The sequence below is a fragment of the Pseudomonas citrullilanati genome, assembly GCF_030580855.1.
Taxonomy (GTDB): domain Bacteria; phylum Pseudomonadota; class Gammaproteobacteria; order Pseudomonadales; family Pseudomonadaceae; genus Aquipseudomonas; species Aquipseudomonas citrulli.
Window position 1 is genome coordinate 63,242 of sequence record NZ_JAUQOP010000029.1, and the last position, 17,867, is coordinate 81,108.

12 protein-coding genes are annotated in these 17,867 nt (G+C 57.5%); 2 read left to right on the top strand and 10 right to left on the bottom strand.

Annotated features, from left to right (window positions below; genetic code table 11):
• Nucleotides 1-200 precede the first annotated feature (200 nt).
• Nucleotides 201-4,217: an NACHT domain-containing antiphage protein EruA gene (gene eruA / locus Q6A48_RS18490; RefSeq protein WP_304555646.1), complete on the bottom strand. Its 4,017-nt coding sequence runs from the start codon at nucleotides 4,215-4,217 to the stop codon at nucleotides 201-203.
• A gap of 347 nt (nucleotides 4,218-4,564) precedes the next feature.
• Between eruA and Q6A48_RS18495 the strand changes: the two genes are divergently transcribed.
• Nucleotides 4,565-4,771 (top strand): AlpA family phage regulatory protein, encoded by a 207-nt coding sequence (locus Q6A48_RS18495; RefSeq protein WP_304555647.1) that lies wholly within the window; start codon nucleotides 4,565-4,567, stop codon nucleotides 4,769-4,771.
• 599 nt (nucleotides 4,772-5,370) lie between these two features.
• Here Q6A48_RS18495 and Q6A48_RS18500 read toward each other — a convergent pair.
• The 9 genes from Q6A48_RS18500 to exaC all read right to left on the bottom strand — a co-directional run bounded on the left by Q6A48_RS18500 (nucleotide 5,371) and on the right by exaC (nucleotide 15,033).
• Nucleotides 5,371-6,102 carry a LexA family transcriptional regulator gene (locus tag Q6A48_RS18500; RefSeq protein WP_304555648.1) on the bottom strand — a complete coding sequence of 244 codons (732 nt, stop codon included), beginning with the start codon at nucleotides 6,100-6,102 and terminating at the stop codon, nucleotides 5,371-5,373.
• Between the two features lie 196 nt (nucleotides 6,103-6,298).
• Nucleotides 6,299-6,826, bottom strand: a complete 528-nt coding sequence (ppa, locus tag Q6A48_RS18505) for an inorganic diphosphatase (RefSeq protein ID WP_007990564.1) — start codon at nucleotides 6,824-6,826, stop codon at nucleotides 6,299-6,301.
• 111 nt (nucleotides 6,827-6,937) lie between these two features.
• Nucleotides 6,938-7,750: a M90 family metallopeptidase gene (locus Q6A48_RS18510; RefSeq protein ID WP_304555651.1), complete on the bottom strand. Its 813-nt coding sequence runs from the start codon at nucleotides 7,748-7,750 to the stop codon at nucleotides 6,938-6,940.
• Between the two features lie 6 nt (nucleotides 7,751-7,756).
• A complete protein-coding gene (locus tag Q6A48_RS18515) occupies nucleotides 7,757-8,404 on the bottom strand; it encodes a DedA family protein (RefSeq protein WP_304555653.1) in 648 nt (215 codons plus the stop codon).
• 389 nt (nucleotides 8,405-8,793) lie between these two features.
• Nucleotides 8,794-9,255 (bottom strand): GNAT family N-acetyltransferase, encoded by a 462-nt coding sequence (locus Q6A48_RS18520; protein WP_304555655.1) that lies wholly within the window; start codon nucleotides 9,253-9,255, stop codon nucleotides 8,794-8,796.
• Nucleotides 9,256-9,362: 107 nt separating this feature from the next.
• Complete coding sequence (gene eutC, locus Q6A48_RS18525; RefSeq protein ID WP_304555656.1) at nucleotides 9,363-10,187, bottom strand: ethanolamine ammonia-lyase subunit EutC; 825 nt, start codon at nucleotides 10,185-10,187, stop codon at nucleotides 9,363-9,365.
• Nucleotides 10,188-10,198: 11 nt separating this feature from the next.
• Complete coding sequence (locus Q6A48_RS18530; RefSeq protein ID WP_304555657.1) at nucleotides 10,199-11,593, bottom strand: ethanolamine ammonia-lyase subunit EutB; 1,395 nt, start codon at nucleotides 11,591-11,593, stop codon at nucleotides 10,199-10,201.
• 272 nt (nucleotides 11,594-11,865) lie between these two features.
• A complete protein-coding gene (gene eat, locus Q6A48_RS18535; protein WP_304555658.1) occupies nucleotides 11,866-13,236 on the bottom strand; it encodes an ethanolamine permease in 1,371 nt (456 codons plus the stop codon).
• Nucleotides 13,237-13,512: 276 nt separating this feature from the next.
• Complete coding sequence (gene exaC, locus Q6A48_RS18540; RefSeq protein WP_304555659.1) at nucleotides 13,513-15,033, bottom strand: acetaldehyde dehydrogenase ExaC; 1,521 nt, start codon at nucleotides 15,031-15,033, stop codon at nucleotides 13,513-13,515.
• A 628-nt stretch (nucleotides 15,034-15,661) separates the two neighbouring features.
• Between exaC and Q6A48_RS18545 the strand changes: the two genes are divergently transcribed.
• Nucleotides 15,662-17,563: a sigma-54-dependent Fis family transcriptional regulator gene (locus Q6A48_RS18545; RefSeq protein WP_304555660.1), complete on the top strand. Its 1,902-nt coding sequence runs from the start codon at nucleotides 15,662-15,664 to the stop codon at nucleotides 17,561-17,563.
• The last annotated feature ends 304 nt before the right edge of the window (nucleotides 17,564-17,867 follow it).

Consider the following 17,867-nt stretch of genomic DNA (forward strand, 5'->3'; position numbering starts at 1 on the left):
ACCTTTTCGTATGCGAGAGTCCCGAAACGACGAGCGCCCAAATTGTCCAACAACCTGTTGGATAATTGTCTACGTCAGCAGGACATTTTTTGGGTTGGGTGGAGTTAAAAAACCACTGAAAAACGCCACCTCTGCAGCTTGGCATGAGCTGGAATTGCTCCAGCTCATGCCAAGCTGCAGAGGCAGTGGTTTAAATTATACTATTTTTTTGATAAATCTAGTACAAATATGTCTATTAGTCCCTTAAGATCTTGTGGCAGCATTTCCTCAACGCTATTTTTTAGAGCCTGAGCAGATGTAATACCATGATTCTTACGTTCGGCGACTGATTCCGTCTCGCCGAACCAAAGTATGAGGTATATACCCTGTTCCTCCGCCTCTGGATGAATGGCGTAGCGCTCGAAAAGCTGTGTTGAAGCTGCGCTATAGAGCTCTCTGTGCCATTGTCCTTTCACTTCGGTCACAAGCAGTCGTCGTTTCCCATTGATTATTTTTGCGACGGTGAAATCACTTCGTTTTTCTGATTTGAGATGGTGTTCAGGAGTTATGATGATATTTTGATGCCTAAGAATTAGGCTAAGCCTTTCAGCAATTATCTCGGTGCATGACTCTTCTCCAAGTCTTGCTCCATTGCTATAGAATCGATCTACCGAGTTATATTCGCCTCCAAAAATGTATTTCTGATATTCCTGTAGTTCTTGGATGATGAGTTGCCGTAGACCTTCTACGGTAACTATGGAGTCACGATCAAGTGTGTTAACTATATCTCGTGTTGAGGGCGGTTCGAATGCTTCCAGAGATTTTTTACGTACTTGTGCTGCATGTATGCTCTTCAAGTCTGCGTGTGCATCGTGAAACCTTTCGTCTGAGAGGAGTCGATTTAAAACAGGAATTGCTCTAGCTGGAGAATCTGAGCTTATTGACCATGAAATCTCGTTCAGGAAGCGATATGCCTTTTCACCGGCAGGGCTGTCAGTCCCCCATTGGGTAGGCAGATCAACTTTTGGCCATTGTTCGATAAATGCTCCTAAGATCTTTTCAATTTTTATAGAGTTTAGTTTGGGCCAATGAGTATTGTCATGGCGACTCATATTTCCAGATCGGCTACTAAACACATGAACAATATTTCTGTCAGACTGAAGCCAGTTCCAGTATTCTTCTGGAGGGTTTTCAAGGAAATACCAAGCGCGTAAAAGCCAGAAAGCACGCTTATGTATGGTTTCCTGGCTATCCACGGTGATAAAATGCTCAGGCATTAGGCCTGAACATCGTTGTAAAATTAAGTCATTTAACTCGTCAGGATCGGCTTTTTCGATAACGATGTCAAATAGAGCTTCGAGTGGCTCTAAAGCTATATCGCAGTATTTTTTTAGCCATTCAAAAGAAAGCTCATGACGGAAGTTGCTGAATGCCTCCTCATGTTTTAGTAGCCAGACTTTCGCACGAGAGGACCGAGAAGAAAGCTGAGGTTCAACGTATTTTATCAGGAAGTTTTTCGCGCTCTCAGCATCGATGAAAAGGAGTCTGTCTACTTCTGTTTTTAACGCGTCTCGCTCTTCGCTGGCTACTGAGCTGTAATGCATGTCTATGCCCGCGCGAAGAGACTGCAACAAACCGTGCTCAACATTTTCGAGATGGCCTTGGTCTCTAAGAGTTTCTAAGCATGCAGCGTAGAGTATGACTTCAGATTGATTATACTTTGATGCGCCATGAAGCTCTGAAAGCTCCTCGAGACTAGGTACAGTGGATGATATGAAGCCAAAGCAGTTTCGTAATGATTTTCGCACTAAAGCGTCGTCTTCGAATTCTTCCCTAATTTTTTCAGGTTGCATTAGGGTAAGTTCTGCGAAACGAACTAGTAGACTCCAATGGCGCCCGTTCTCTATTAGTTCACGGTTGTTTTTGATGTATTCAATGTTCTGGGCATGGATATTTTTTTCTCTATTCTTGCGGCGTTTAAATCTTCTGCTTTGCAAAAAACGAGAGGTGTTATGCTCACGGGCATGGTGAATTGCTGCACGGTTTGATTTAGCCCACTCACGCATGAATGCAGGTTTGATGTTTGCTTGCTCGCGCATGTGGCTACGCAAGTCGTCAGGCCCACGATCGCTGCCGGTTCTATAAAGATGGTGGTGCGCTATAAAACTGATCCATAGCTGTGGATTATCTATCAAAAAAGCTAGGTCAATTATAAATCTATGATCTTTGGCTGTTAACAAAAGACCAGAATGTGAGTATAGGTTGAAATGATGAAGCTGGGTTTGAAATATTTCTTCTCTGTTGGTAATGCTTGAAAATACATGCGTAATTATTTCATATCGCAGTTTTAGGTCTTTTTGGAGAACATTGACTGCTATGCTTTCGTTTGCGCCATGCTGGTTGTTGAACTTTAAGTTTTTGACCCACCTCCAAATCCTGATGGAGTCAAATGGCGAATCAGCAAGCTCAAAATACCGGTCTAGAAGAGAGCCTATAATTTTACTAAGGCCGTTGCGGCATCTGCATTCAAAAGATTTTTTTCTGCAAGTGCATGCCAAGGATTCGGTTAACGTGTCTAGGACAATTTCAGTGGTTTCTAGGCTAAGTTGCGAGATAAGATCTTTTATGAAGTATCGAGAGCCTATGGTTCGCTCACGATACTCAGTATCGGGATAAAGGTGAGCACAAACTCTCAGGAAAGAAGCGATATAAGAGGGAGTGATTGATGAAGGAAGCAGCTTTTCAATTATTTTGGCTGCAAGGTTAAGCGAGATGTTAGTGGCTTCGAATATTAGAACTCGCAAGTCCTCAAGATAGTCATAGTCGGAAATTTCAAGCAGACATTTAATTGCTAATATTCGAGTGTTTTGGCTTTCCTCGGGTGTCAGCAGCAAGTAGCGAAGCTCTTTTGTTAAGAGGTTAGCTGCGGAGGAACCTGTCAGAAGCTCAAGTATAAGATTTCGTAAATGGCCATCGCTTTTTGTCTTTAGTAATAATCTTACGTCCTCAATTATTTCTCGCGTAAAGAATCCTGCAACGCTAAATCTCCGCCAGAAGTCATTTCTTCGGAAATATGGGTCGGTTGCCTCGATTTCGACAAGCTTATTAATGAGCAGTTTTTTTGATGAGTTCAATAGCTGTGAAGGGTCACCGTTCGCCAGTACTGAGTACGGATCTAGTTCAATTATTTTTTCTTGAGTTGGCTTATCACCCAAGGCAGCCATCCAGCCAAGAAGGCCGCGAAGTTCATCCCTCACAACTGAGTTCGGTGCGATAATAGGAAGGCACTTTGCCAAATTTAAGGAGTCGCTTGGATCTATTATTCGCTTGGTAAAGTAATCGGCGGCGCAATACTCTGCGACGATTTTGTGTACAGACCGGTGATGATCCACGCAATCGCCAGGTTTAAATAGTTGGGTTGCTAATATGCTGCTGTTTGACTCCGGGTGAATAAATAAGGTGTCTAATGCCGGATACATTCGCTCTTCGGTAGATTCGCTTATGCATACACCCTCGGAGCCCGCTAGAAGTAGTTTTGCGAACACTTCTGAGGCTAGGTCTATTTTTTTACTGGTGCTAAATGTATCTGTTGTTCTAGCTGCGCCAGAATTTACCTCTTTTGCTAGGCGCTCCACTGCTAAAGAGAAAATAGACTTCTTATCTGGGAAGTGTCGATTGCTTTCAATATAAGCATCTGCGAAGAGCTTTAAAAATTGAGGGTTCGGAAGTAGGTCTTGTAAATCAAATCTAGAAACTTCGGAGCTGAAGTTCAAAAAGCTTTCTTCAGGTGAGTGATTTTCAAAAATTAGTTTCTGCTCTGACTCCGTGAACTCACAGAGTCTTACAATGAATGGCTCGCAGCCAAAAAACTCTTTAAAAGCAACGTTGTTAGCGTTTCCCCACTCGCTTGATCTACTGGACAGATAGACGTGTGTTGGCTTCGACGATTCCGCTTTGCTTAGTAGCGCGTAGATTCCTGAAGAATCAACCTTGGCGAGTTCATCGAATGCATCAATTACTAATGGGGAGTTTTCTTTTATTAAGGGGGAGTGCTTGAAACGATTGGCCGTCAGAACGACCGTGTCTAATTTCTGCGCGATACTCTCCATGAGTACCGTTTTGCCAGCGCCCGGCTCAGCTAGGATTACGACAAATTTTGAGGTTGTTAAGAGTGCGTCTTCGGTGAATAAGTCATTGTTGTTGGATAATTTGCGTGGCAGATAGAAATTAGAATTCATAAGAATCCATCTTGTATTTGCCCGGTCTTGCCGGATAGATTCTGGGCCTGAGTCCAGATAGGCCCGCCCTTCAGAAATCCTACGACATTTCGCTGTTCGAGGGGAGATCCACAGCGACGGTAAGCACAATCTCTGGTCAATGTGGAGGTGCTAGGCTTCCAGCCGGTAGCAGCGAGCTTGGGCTGAGGGCTGCCCAAAAAACGCAGCGAAGAACCAATTTGTAGGAGTTGGGAACCAAATTTTTGGGCTTCGTCGGAACTAAAATCTACAGGTGCCACGGCACTGTGGTTTTGTTGGCAGTCCCACCTGGGTAGGCTTGTTCTCGTTCGGTGAAGGCGGAGGAAGCCATGGTAATAGTTAACAGCTCAGATCGTGTGTTGCGCTTGAAACAGGTCCAAGAGAAGACTGGTCTTGGTCGGTCTACGATTTATGACCGACTTAACCCACGGTCGACTAGGTTCGATAACTCGTTTCCTAGGCCCTTTAAGATCGGGCTATCAGCTGTAGGTTGGCTCGAAGGCGGCATTGATGAGTGGATAGCTAAGCGAGCGTGACTTCGAGAAAGTAAATAATCTCAAAAGAGCGGCAGGTTATCTTGCAAAGGCAGACATGCTGATACGCCCGAATTTGGCTGGCGGCGAAAGGGCGTTAGGAAAGGGCCGTATGCCTAAAGGGCATTCTGGGAAAGGTCGGCCTAGGCAGTGAAGCTCACAGCTAATCAGTTTAGTTTTTAGGCGTACGCTTTCTTTTCCTTTTTGGACTGGTGGGGATTTCTTCGGACAAATAAAAAGCCGGCTTATGGCCGGCTTCTCGTTGACTAACTCAGTTCGTTTTTGACAAACCTCACCAGCCTTCAAAACGTACATCCGGCTCTTGCGGCCGGCTGTGGGACTTGGTCAGAAAGTGATCTGCCTTGTCGGTGCGAGGCGTGGGCTCGCAAATGTGGGGCGCAGGATACGCGGGTTTTGGTTGGAAGCCTAGGGGTAAGTGGTGTGGAATCATTGGGTTAGGGGCATTCAGATAAAGAGCAGGGGCTGCTGCGCAGCCCAGCGGGGATGAATCCCCTCGCCACAGAGGTCTCTCATTACAGGAGCTTCTTGCAACAGAGCCATTACCACTGGCGCGCCTACCATCGTTCCTGCTCTTGGGTGGGTCAATCGAACACCTGCGGTCGTTGCTTGTTGAGCGTGGACCACCAGAAGACCCAGCCAATCACCCGGATGTTCTGTGCGTCGATCTGTTCAGCGCTGAAGACTTCGTCGGGGTAGGCGGCGCTGTTGTGGCTGCGCAGGCGTAGGCGGTTGCCGGGGATGCGGTGCAGGTATTTGATGCGCAGCATGCCGTCGTGTTCGAGGGCGTAGATCTGGCCGTCGACGATGTGGGTGAGGCCGCGGTCGATGGCGAGGAGGGAGCCGTCTTCGATGCGTTCGGCCATGCTGTCGCCGACCATGGTGGTGCAGATGGCGTCGCTGGGGTCGATTTCCAGGGTTTCGAGGTGGCTGCGGGGCAGGCGGATGGTCTGGCCGGGGACTTCGATGATGTGGGTCTTGCTGCTGCCCGGGCTCACAGGGGCTTCGGTGTAGAGGGGCAGTTCGATGTCCTGGGTTTCCGGCACGCTGTAGACGCCCTGGTTTTCGGCGGCTTCATAGGTGGTGCCGGGGCCCAGGCCCAGTGGGGTTTGCGGGCCTTCGCCGGTGGCGAGCCATTGGGGGCTGACGGTCAGCAGGCCGGCGATGGCGTGGATGCGGCCGGGCGGGATGCCACGGTTGAACCAGTTGTTCACGTGCTGGGATTTCACGCCGTACAACTTCGCGAAGTCGGCGGAACGGATATTGGCTTCTTTGAGAAGGGCTCTGAAGCGGTCGCCACTGGAGATTATTTTCATAAACGGAAAGTTTAGGGGCGAGCGTGTTTTCGGCAATAAACATGTCGTGCAGATTTATAAGACGATCTTTCCGTTTGCGGGATTTGAAAGCGGTGGGCTAAACGCAGTTAAACAGTATTAATACGGAAAAGTATTAAGCTGCATTAAGACATAAAAAAACCCCGGTGCAAACCGGGGTTCTTCTGCAAGTTCAGTGTCAGCCTTTGTAGGCGGCAACCGACTTGGTGATGGCTTCGCGGGCGGCGTCTGCGCCGGCCCAGCCTTCGATCTTGACCCACTTGCCTTTTTCGAGGTCTTTGTAGTTCGCGAAGAAGTGCTCGATCTGCTGGATCAGCAGGGCTGGCAGGTCGGTGTATTCCTTCACGTCGACGTACAGTTGCGACAGTTTGTCGTGGGGTACGGCGATGACTTTGGCATCGCCGCCGCCGTCGTCGGTCATGTTCAGGATGCCGACCGGACGGGCGCGGATGACCGAGCCTGGAGCCACTGGGTAAGGGGTCACGACCAGCACGTCGAGGGGGTCGCCGTCGTCGGCCAGGGTGTTGGGGATGTAACCGTAGTTGGCCGGGTAGAACATCGGGGTGGCCATGAAACGGTCAACGAACAGGCAATCGCTGTCTTTGTCGATTTCGTATTTGATCGGGGCGTGGTTGGCCGGGATTTCGATCGCGACGTAGATGTCGTTCGGCAGGTCTTTGCCAGCCGGAATCTTGCTGTAGCTCATTGGGCGGTGCCCCCGTTAATTGACCAGATGACTGGTCGGATTGACCAAAAAGTGGCGGCGATTATAGGCATATTCGGCCGTCGATGCCACGTATCCAGGGTCTTAGAGACCTTAGTATGACGGCTGATAGACCGGATCCTCGGCCTGAAGTTGCCGCAGCCGGGCGAACGGGTCCTGGCGGTAGAACGCCCTGAGCTGTTCGTAGACCTTGGGGTAGGCCTGGTGCAGCAGGTCCGGGGCGCTGAAGAAGTATTCGCTGGTGACGGCGAAGAACTCCGCCGGGTTTTCCGCCGCGTAGGGGTCGATGACGGTTTCGGCGTCCGGGTCCTTGTCCAGTTGGCGATTGAGGTCGTCGAAGGCTTGCTGCATGGCCTCGGCCCAGTCGCTGACGCGCATGTCGGCGTGCAGCGGTGGCAGGCCGTTGGCGTCGCCGTTGAGCATGTCGAGTTTGTGCGCCAGTTCGTGGATCACCAGGTTGTAGCCGTCCCAGCCACCGCTGGCGAGCACGCCGTCCCAGGCGAGGATGATCGGGCCCTGGGGCCAGGCTTCGCCGCTGTGTTCGCCGTCCCATTCGTGTTCGATGCCGCTGGCGTCGCGGTGGCGCTGGGGGCTGAGGAAGTCGTCGGGGTAGAGGACGATTTCGTGGAAGCCCTGGTACCAGTTCAGCTCGCCCAGGTGCATCAGCGGCAATTGGGCCTGGGCGGCGAGCAGCAGGCGCTGCTCCTGGTGCAGTTCGACGCCGGGCAGGGCGGTGAGGTGCTTGTCATGCAGGAACAGCACGCAGGCTTCCCGCAGCCATTGGTCCTCGGCGGCGCTGATGCCGTCGAGGAAGCTCAGTTGATGTCGCACACGCTGCCAGGTGTCCTCGGCCACGGGGTGCTTGGCCAGGGTGCGTTGGCGACGCCAGTTGCTCAGGGACCACATGGCTGATCAGGCTTTCGAGGCGCGCTGGCTCATTTTGCTGCGCACCAGGCTGATGATCATCGGCAACAGCGACAGCAGGATGATGCCCACCACCAGCAGCGACAGGTTCTGCTTGATGAAGGGGACGTTGCCGAAGAAGAAGCCGAGGGTGACCAGGCCGCCGACCCACAAGACCGTGCCCAGTACGCTGAAGCCGAGGAAGCGCAGGTAGTTCATTTTCCCCACGCCGGCGACGAAGGGCGCGAAGGTGCGGATGATCGGCAGGAAGCGCGCCAGGGTCACGGTCTTGCCGCCGTGCTTGTCGTAGAAGTCGTGGGTTTGTTGCAGGTAGTCGCGGCGGAAGATTTTCGAGTTCGGGTTGCTGAACAGTTTCTCGCCGGCGGTGCGCCCGATGAGGTAGTTGGTGCTGTCGCCGAGGATCGCCGCCAGCATCAGCAGGCCGGCCAGCAGCAGCGGGTCCATGGCACCCCCGGCGGCCACGGCGCCGGCGATGAACAGCAGCGAGTCCCCGGGCAGGAAGGGCATCACCACCAGGCCGGTTTCACAGAAGATCACCAGGAACAGGATGGCGTAGACCCAGGTGCCGTAGTTCGTCACCAGCATGTCGAGGTACACGTCGAGATGCAGGATGAGGTCGAGGGGGTTGAAATCCATGTAAAGCACCTGTGGTGGCGGCCCGGCTCGGCAGGCTGGAGGGTCTGGCTTTTGAGTATGGCTACGGAGTGTGTAGCTTTTTCTTACAAGCTCGGAAGAGCGGGATTATACGGGGTGGAATGTGATGGGCGTGTTGAGTTTGTTGCTGGGGGTTTCGAGGTAGGGCAGACACCTTGTGGCGAGGGGGTTTATCCCCGCTGGAGCGCGAAGCGGTCCCAATAGCAGCCAACCCAGTCGTCCTGATGCATCACATGGTCAGGTTTTTGGGGCTGCTGCGCAGCCCAGCGGGGATAAATCCCCTCGCCACAGGGTGGTGTGTCAGGGGGTTGCTGCATGCCCCAGCGGGTGCAAGCTCCCTCGCCACAGGCTGTTCACCTGGCCAGAGTGGTTCAGAGATCGTCGCTGATCGGCAGCACGTAGTTCTTGAACTCGGTGTCTTCCTTGAAGCCGATGGACTCGTAGGTCTTCTGCGCCACTTCGTTGTTGCTGCTGGTGGAGACGCGCATGCGCACGGCGTGGGTTTCCTTGGCCATTTTCTTCGCGGTGCGGATCAGGTGGTCGGCCACCAGTTGGCGGCGGGCGTCTTCGGCGACGTAGATGTCGTTGAGGATCCACACGCGCTTGAGCGACAGCGACGAGAAACTCGGGTAGAGCTGGCAGAAGCCCAGCAGTTTGCTGTCGTCGTCATCGGGCAGGGCCAGGTAGATCACCGACTCCTTGCGACGCAGGCGCTTTTCGAGGAAGGCCCGGGACGAGTCCGGGTAGGGCAGCGAGCCATAGAACTCCCGGTATTTGACGAACAATGGGGTCAGCAGGTCCAGGTGTTCCAGGGTCGCTTGAATAATCCGCATGGCAGGTCTCGTTTACAAAGGTCGACATGGAGTCTGACAACAACGGCGTTCTGCCGTGCTTTTGATGCTGCCTGAAATCGGATCAAAAACGCAATTGGCGGTACGGATCAGCTTCGGGGCGGCATCAGTAGGAAATTACCTTTCATATCGGCGGTATTTTCCGAGTCTAGAGTGTGTACCTGCGCTTCATCCTTCAGATTGACCCCCGAGAGCTGTCTGCGGCAGGCCTCGCGCATCAGGTAGACCAGGCGATGGGCCGCCATGCCGTAGCTCAGGCCTTCGAGCCTGACGTTGGAGATGCAGTTGCGGTAGGCATCCGTCAGGCCGACCTTGGGGTTGTAGGTGAAGTACAACCCCAGGCTGTCGGGCGAGCTGAGGCCGGGGCGTTCGCCGATGAGGATCACCGACATTTTCGCGCCGAGGCGCTCGGCCACTTCATCGGCCACCGCGACGCGGCCCTGTTCCACCAGGATGATGGGCGAGACCGACCAGCCGTCGGCGGCGATCTGTTCTTCCAGCCGCGCCAGGAAGGGCAGGGTATGGCGATGCACCGCCAGCGCCGACAGGCCGTCGGCCACGACGATGGCCAGGTCCATGCCGCCGGGATGGGCAGCGGCGTAGTCGTCCAGTGCTTGCGCCGAGGCTTCATCCAGCCGGCGACCCAGGTCCGGTCGCTGCAGGTAGCTGTTGCGGTCGCTGGCGGCGCTGTGCAGCAGCAGGCTTTCGCGGCCGCGCTCGGCCAGTTGTGCGCGAAGGCCCTGGTGGTCGAATGCCAGGTGCACGGCATCGCGGGCCTGGGCGTGGGCGTACTGGAAGTCCAGTTGCGCCTGGGTCGGCAGGCTGGTGCCGGTACGGCCCAGGGCAATGCGCGCCGGGGTCAGGCGGCGCAGGTCCAGCCAGGGGTTTGACGAATCGACAGGTGTCTTGTCCATCGGTCGCTCACTTATCGCAAATGTGCCAGGGCGTGACGAAACGCCGGCGGCAGGTTGTCGCCGAACCGCACCCGGCCATCGGCCTGGGTGAAGATGCCCATGTTCGCCAGCCACTGCTCGAACTCCGGCGCCGGTTTCAGGCCCAGGGTCTGGCGGGCGTAGAGGGCATCGTGGAACGAGGTGGTCTGGTAGTTGAGCATGATGTCGTCGGAACCGGGGATGCCCATGATGAAGTTGATCCCGGCCACGCCCAGCAGGGTCAGCAGGGTGTCCATGTCGTCCTGGTCGGCTTCGGCGTGGTTGGTGTAGCAGATGTCGCAGCCCATGGGCACGCCCAGCAGCTTGCCGCAGAAGTGGTCTTCGAGGCCGGCGCGGATGATCTGCTTGCCGTTGTACAGGTATTCCGGGCCGATGAATCCTACAACCGTGTTGACCAAAAACGGGTTGAAATGTCGGGCCACGGCGTAGGCCCGGGTTTCGCAGGTTTGTTGATCCACGCCGTGGTGGGCGTTGGCTGACAGCGCGCTGCCTTGGCCGGTTTCGAAGTACATCAGGTTCTTGCCCAGGGTGCCGCGATTCAGGCTGAGCCCGGCGTCGTAGCCTTCCTGCAACACGTTCAGGTTGATGCCGAAACTGGCGTTGGCCGCTTCGGTGCCGGCGATGGACTGGAACACCAGGTCCAGGGGCACGCCGCGGTTGGCCGCCTCGATGGACGTGGTGACGTGGGTCAGCACGCAGCCTTGGGTCGGGATGTCGTAGCGCTGGATGATGGCGTCGAGCATTTCCAGCATGGCGCAGATCGAGGCCGTGCTGTCGGTGGCCGGGTTGATGCCGATCATGGCGTCGCCGTTGCCGAAGAGCAGGCCGTCGAGGATGCTCGCGGCGATCCCGGCGGGTTCGTCGGTGGGGTGGTTGGGTTGCAGGCGCGTGGACAGGCGCCCGCGCAGGCCGAGGGTGCCGCGGAACTTCGTCACCACGCGGATTTTTTGCGCCACCAGTACCAGGTCTTGCACGCGCATGATCTTCGACACGGCGGCGACCATTTCCGGCGTCAGGCCCGGGGCCAGGGCCCGCAGGCTGTGCTCGTCGGCGGCGTCGCTGAGCAGCCAGTCGCGAAAGCCGCCGACGGTGAGGTGGCTGACGGGGGCGAAGGCGTGTTTGTCGTGGGTGTCGACGATCAGCCGGGTGACTTCGTCGGCTTCGTAAGGAATCAGCATTTCTTGCAGGAAATGGCTGAGGGGCAGGTCGGCCAGGGCCATTTGCGCGGCCACCCGCTCACCATCGTTGAGCGCCGCGACGCCAGCGAGAAAATCCCCGGAGCGCGCCGGGCTGGCCTTGGCCATCAGGTCCTTGAGGCTGTCGAAGCGATAGGTCTGGGCGCCGACGGAATGGGCGAATGCGGCCATGGGGCGGTGTCCTCCTGAATCTAAATACTCAAACGCAGCGCAGATCCAACTCTGGTGGGAAGCCCCTGTGTGGCAGAGACCCTGTGGGAGCAAAGCTTGCTCGCGACGGCGGAATGTCAGAAATATCTTTCAACTGATACACCGCTATCGCGAGCAAGCTTTGCTCCCACAGAGGGTTATTTCTCAAACAGGGCTCGCCTCACAGGGTGAAGGCAACTGCGTGCACTTTTAAATGGCAGGCACCGGACCCTCGGCCCGGCGCCGATGCAAGTTCAGATACCTGTGAGCATAGCGTCCGCCGGGGCGCTGGAGCGTTGTTTGGCGGTCAGTTGGAAGTACAGGTAGCCGACCACCATGAAGCCCAGGAACACCAGGCCGATCACGGTATTGAACCAGGCCATCGCCACCAGGCAGACCACCGCCAGGAACAGCGCGATGCCCGGCACGACCGGGTAGCCCGGGGCGCGGAAGGTGCGTTCCAGGTCCGGTTCGACCTTACGCAGCCGGAACAGGCTGAGCATGCTGATGATGTACATCACGATGGCGCCGAACACCGACATGGTGATCATCGCCGCCGTCAGGCTCATGCCCTGCAGGTTCACCAGGCCGTCGCTGTAGATCGCCGCGATGCCGATCACGCCGCCGGCCAGGATCGCCCGGTGCGGAGTCTGGAAGCGCGACAGTTTCGCCAGGCCCCGGGGCAGATAGCCGGCCCGGGCCAGGGCGAAGAACTGCCGCGAATAGCCGAGGATGATCCCGTGGAAACTCGCCACCAGGCCGAACAGGCCGATCCACACCAACATGTGCATCCACGTTGAATTGTTGCCGACCACGGCTTTCATCGCCTGGGGCAGCGGGTCGTTGATGTTCGACAGCTGGCGCCAATCGCCCACGCCGCCGGCCATGATCATCACGCCGATCGCCAGGAAGACCAGGGTCAGGATGCCGCTGACGTAGGCGCGGGGGATCGTGCGTTTAGGGTCCTTGGCTTCTTCGGCGGCCATGGCCGCGCCTTCGATGGCGAGGAAGAACCAGATCGCGAACGGAATCGCCGCAAAAATGCCCGGTATTGAGGCAAGGCTGAACTCATTTGCACCAGACCAGCCGTTGAGCACGAAGTTGCTGAAGCTGAAGCCCGGCGCGACCACGCCCATGAACACCAGCAGTTCGGCCACCGCCAGCACCGTGACCACCAGCTCGAACGCCGCGGCGATGCTGACGCCGAGGATGTTCAGGGTCATGAACACCGCATACGCGCCGACCGCCGCGACTTTTGGGTCCAGTTCCGGAAACTGCACGTTGAGGTAGGCGCCAATGGCCATGGCGATGGCCGGGGGCGCGAAGACGAATTCGATCAACGTGGCGATCCCGGCGATCAGCCCGCCTTTCTCGCCGAATGCCCGCCGGCTGTAGGCGAACGGCCCGCCCGCGTGGGGAATGGCGGTGGTCAGCTCGGTGAAACTGAAGATGAAGCAGGTGTACATCAGCGCGACCATCAGCGCGGTGACGAGGAAGCCCAGGGTGCCGGCGGTGCCCCAGCCATAGCTCCAGCCGAAGTACTCGCCGGAAATCACCAGGCCGACGGCGATGCCCCATAAATGCAGGGTGCCGAGTGTGGGTTTGAGTTGGGTGGTAGACGTCATAAGTCCTCTCTGTCTTTTTTATTGTTCGATCTGTTGGACTTTCGGGTTTGTTGTGGAGCAGGCACGCAAGGCTCGTGCCAGAGCGGTGTGGCATTGATTCTGTGTGAGAGTGAGGGCGCTATCGCGGGAAGTCGGGTCACCCGAAATGAAGCGCCTTTCACAGATCCTGTGGGAGCGGGCTTGCTCGCGAAAGCGGTTTTTCAGTCACTGATAAAGTGAATGTGCCGCCGTCTTCGCGGGCAAGCCCGCTCCCACAGGTTTTGTGGCGTTACCGGGTTAGAAGAACCCCAGCGGATTGATGTCGTAGCTCACCAGCAGGTTCTTGGTCTGCTGGTAGTGGTCGAGCATCATCTTGTGGGTTTCACGACCCACGCCGGACTTCTTGTAGCCACCGAACGCGGCGTGCGCCGGGTACAGGTGGTAGCAGTTGGTCCAGACGCGACCGGCCTTGATGGCCCGGCCCATGCGGTAGGCGCGGTTGATGTCGCGGGTCCACAGGCCGGCGCCGAGGCCGAACTCGGTGTCGTTGGCGATCGCCAGGGCTTCGGCTTCGTCCTTGAACGTGGTGATGCTCACCACCGGGCCGAAGATTTCTTCCTGGAAGACGCGCATCTTGTTGGTGCCCTTGAGCAGGGTCGGCTGGATGTAGTACCCGCTGGAGAGGTTGCCTTCGAGTTTTTCCACCGCACCGCCAGTCAGCAACTGGGCGCCTTCGCCCTTGGCGATTTCCAGGTAGGACAGGATCTTGTCGAACTGCTGCTCGGACGCCTGGGCGCCGACCATGGTGTCGGTGTCCAGCGGGTCGCCACGCTTGATCTGCTCGATCTTCTTCATCACCACTTGCATGAATTCGTCGTAGATCGACTCCTGCACCAGCGCCCGGGATGGGCAGGTGCAGACTTCGCCCTGGTTGAAGAACGCCAGCACCAGGCCTTCGGCGGCTTTTTCGATGAAGCTCGGCTCGGCCTGCATGATGTCTTCGAAGAAGATGTTCGGCGACTTGCCGCCCAGTTCCACGGTGGACGGGATGATGTTCTCGGCGGCGCATTTCATGATGTGCGAGCCGACCGGGGTGGAGCCGGTGAAGGCGATCTTGGCGATGCGCTTGCTGGTGGCCAGGGCTTCACCGGCTTCCTTGCCGAAGCCTTGCACCACGTTCAGCACGCCCGGTGGCAGCAGGTCGCCGATCAGTTCCATCAGCACGCAGATGCCCAGCGGGGTCTGCTCGGCCGGCTTGAGCACCACGCAGTTGCCGGCGGCGAGGGCCGGGGCGAGTTTCCAGGCGGCCATCAGCAGTGGGAAGTTCCACGGGATGATCTGCCCGACCACGCCCAGTGGTTCGTGGATGTGATAGGCCACGGTGTTGCCATCGATCTCGGCGGCGGCGCCTTCCTGGGCCCGCAGGCAACCGGCGAAGTAGCGGAAGTGGTCGGCGGCCAGGGGGATGTCGGCGTTGAGGGTTTCGCGCACGGCCTTACCGTTGTCCCAGGATTCGGTGATCGCCAGGGTTTCGAGGTTGGCTTCGATGCGGTCGGCGATTTTCAGCAGGATCAGCGAGCGCGCCTGGGCCGAGGTGGCGCCCCAGGCATCGGCGGCGGCGTGGGCGGCGTCCAGGGCTTTTTCGATGTCTTCGGCCGTGGAGCGCGGGAATTCGGCAATGGGCTGGCCGTTGACCGGGGATGTATTGGTGAAGTACTGGCCTTTGACCGGCGCGACGAACTCGCCGCCGATGTAGTTACCGTATTTGCTCTTGAACGAAACGATAGCGCCTTCAGTACCGGGGTGAGCGTAACGCATGATGAGTTCTCCTTGGCTTTTGTGCTTATACGGGAGGCCGCGCAAAATCGAGCGCCGGTAATAAAGCCTAGAGCAAAGGTCGGGCCACCGCCTCGCAGGGCCCGGAAATCAAGACTTTAGGAGGAGGCCGTCGGACGAGCGGAGCGGTGCTGTGACGTTTGCGATACAGGGGGCGTGACAGTTTGTGCCATGGACGAGACAGTCTGTGACTGCCAGGTCGCGCCAGCATTGCAAAGGTGGTTGGGCTGGAGGATGCTGGGGCATTCGTCAGTGGGTCGGCCGAACACAATTGTGGCCAGGGATTTATCTGTGATGAGAGGGACTCATCTGTGGCGAGGGGATTTATCCCCGCTGGGCTGCAAAGCAGCCCCAAAACCTGAGAGTGCGGTGTGTCAGGTTGATCGACTTGGCTGCTTTGGGGGCTGCTTCGCAGCCCAGCGGGGATAAATCCCCTCGCCACAGGTTAAGTGTCAAACCCAGGTCAAGTGTCAAACCCAGGTCAAGTGTCAAACCCAGGTCAAGTGTCAAACACAGGTCAAGTGTCAAACCCAGGTCAAGTGTCAAACCCAGGTTAAGTGTTAAACAGTTGCTCCAGTAAGGCCGCTACCTTCGGGGAGAATAATAAGAAATGCACAGCAACCATTTGAGTCGCCATGCCCAGCAGGTCCTGACGGTCACCCAGGGCAAGGCCCATTTGCAGGGGCCTGGCAGCGATCCGTCGATTGCCCGTTCCTGGCTGCGCTGCCTCGAGGATTATCACCTCGACCCGGCCCAGAACCTGGCGCCGACGGTGCTCGAACATGGCCGGGTGCTGGAAAGCCGCGAGCGCCTGCAGCAGGTGCTGCACATCGCCGGCAGCGAAATGACCAGCCTGCACCAGCAACTCTCCGGCGCCGGCCACGCGGTGCTGCTGACCGACGCCCGCGGCGTGATCCTCAACTGCGTCACCGCCCCCAGCGAGCGCAAGATCTTCGAGCGGGCCGGCCTCTGGCTCGGTGCCGACTGGAGCGAAGCCTGCGAGGGCACCAATGGCATCGGCACCTGCCTGGTGGAGCGCCAGGCCCTGACCATCCACCAGGAAGAACACTTTCGCGGCCGCCACACCGGCCTGACCTGCTCGGCCAGCCCGGTCTTCGACCCCCATGGCGAACTGCTGGCGGTGCTCGACGTGTCCTCGGCCCGGCCGGACGTGTCGCGCCAGAGCCAGTTCCACACCATGGCGCTGGTCAACCTCTCGGCCAAGATGATCGAGAGCTGCTATTTCCTGCGCTGCTTCGACAACCAATGGCTGCTGCGCTTTCATTTGCAGGCCGAGTCCGTGGGGCTGTTCAGCGAAGGGCTGCTGGCATTCGATGGCGAAGGGCGGATCTGCGCGGTGAACCAGAGCGCGTTGAACCTGCTCGGGCACCTACGCGGCGGCTTGCTGGGCCAGCCGGTGGAAGCGTTTTTCGATTGCTCGCTGGACGAGTTGCTCGGCCGGGCCAGCGCCCACGCCAGCGCCAGTTGGCCGCTGCGCACCCGCGACGGTCGGCACCTGTTTGCCGTGTTGCGCGGCCAGCCGCGCAGCGTGCCGGCTCCGCTCGCCCCGGCGCCGAAGGTTAGCGAGCCTGCGCGCCTGCCGGGCATCTGTCTGGGGGATGCACTGTTGCAGACGCATTTTCGCAAGGCGCTGCGGGTCTTCGAACGGGACGTGCCCTTGCTGATCCACGGCGAAACCGGCTCCGGCAAGGAAGCCTTCGCCAAGGCCGTGCACCACGCCAGCCTGCGCGCCGGGAAAAACTTCGTCGCCCTCAACTGCGCGGCCATCCCGGAAAGCCTGATCGAGAGCGAGCTGTTCGGCTATCGCGGCGGCAGCTTCACCGGCGCCCGCAAGGAAGGCATGCGCGGCAAGCTGCAACAGGCTGACGGCGGCACCTTGTTCCTGGATGAAATCGGCGACATGCCCCTGGCCTTGCAGACCCGCTTGCTGCGGGTGCTGGAGGACCGGCAGGTGGTGCCGATCGGCGGTGAGCCCGAAGCGGTGAACGTGCGCATCATCAGCGCCACCCACCGGCAGTTGCTGGATCGGGTGCAGGACGGCAGCTTCCGCGAGGATTTGTACTACCGCCTCAACGGCCTGGAAATCCCGTTGCCGGCGTTGCGTGAGCGCAGCGACAAGTCGCAGTTGCTGGACTTTCTCCTGGCCGAAGAACGCGGCACCGAGCCGGTCAGCCTCGACGAGCCGGCGCGCCAGGCGCTGCTGGGGTTCGATTGGCCGGGCAATGTGCGCCAGTTGCGCAACGTACTGCGTACCCTCGTCGCGTTGTGCGAAGACGGGCGGATCGGCACGGAGGACTTGCCGGCGATGATTCGCCAGGCGCGGCCCGAGGAGGCGCCCACGCCCGAACATCCGCTGGAAGACGCCGAACGGCTGGCGTTGCTCAACGCCCTGGAGCAGACCCGCTGGCACATGACCCACACCGCCGAGCAACTGGGCATCAGCCGCAATACCCTTTACCGGAAGCTGCGCAAGCACGCGATTGCCCGCTGAGCGCGTCGCGAAAGCTCAGGAAGAACGCAATCAACTGTGGGAGCGAGCTTGCTCGCGATTGCGACGACACCTTCAATATCAATGCAAACTGACCCACCGCTATCGCGAGCAAGCTCGCTTGTGTCTTAAGACAGGATAAAGTCAAAGGTGAGAGGGGTGGACAGCAAGCTGACGGGGCGCGGTGCCCTAAGCACGTGTGGGAGCCAAGCTGCTGTCCACTCTTCCCGCTTTGGCTCAAAGCTCGAACAGTTGACTGAGTTTCCGCCCTCGAACAACAAGCATGAGCCAGGCCAAAGCGCCTCTC

Bases quoted from the DNA above. Each gene is read 5' to 3' on its own strand.
- eruA (WP_304555646.1), bottom strand. From the start codon at position 4,217: ATGAATTCTAATTTCTATCTGCCACGCAAATTATCCAACAACAATGAC.
- Q6A48_RS18520 (WP_304555655.1), bottom strand. From the start codon at position 9,255: ATGCGGATTATTCAAGCGACCCTGGAACACCTGGACCTGCTGACCCCA.
- Q6A48_RS18500 (WP_304555648.1), bottom strand. From the start codon at position 6,102: ATGAAAATAATCTCCAGTGGCGACCGCTTCAGAGCCCTTCTCAAAGAA.
- eat (WP_304555658.1), bottom strand. From the start codon at position 13,236: ATGACGTCTACCACCCAACTCAAACCCACACTCGGCACCCTGCATTTA.
- eutC (WP_304555656.1), bottom strand. From the start codon at position 10,187: ATGGACAAGACACCTGTCGATTCGTCAAACCCCTGGCTGGACCTGCGC.
- ppa (WP_007990564.1), bottom strand. From the start codon at position 6,826: ATGAGCTACAGCAAGATTCCGGCTGGCAAAGACCTGCCGAACGACATC.
- Q6A48_RS18510 (WP_304555651.1), bottom strand. From the start codon at position 7,750: ATGTGGTCCCTGAGCAACTGGCGTCGCCAACGCACCCTGGCCAAGCAC.
- Q6A48_RS18530 (WP_304555657.1), bottom strand. From the start codon at position 11,593: ATGGCCGCATTCGCCCATTCCGTCGGCGCCCAGACCTATCGCTTCGAC.
- Q6A48_RS18515 (WP_304555653.1), bottom strand. From the start codon at position 8,404: ATGGATTTCAACCCCCTCGACCTCATCCTGCATCTCGACGTGTACCTC.
- exaC (WP_304555659.1), bottom strand. From the start codon at position 15,033: ATGCGTTACGCTCACCCCGGTACTGAAGGCGCTATCGTTTCGTTCAAG.
- Q6A48_RS18495 (WP_304555647.1), top strand. From the start codon at position 4,565: ATGGTAATAGTTAACAGCTCAGATCGTGTGTTGCGCTTGAAACAGGTC.
- Q6A48_RS18545 (WP_304555660.1), top strand. From the start codon at position 15,662: ATGCACAGCAACCATTTGAGTCGCCATGCCCAGCAGGTCCTGACGGTC.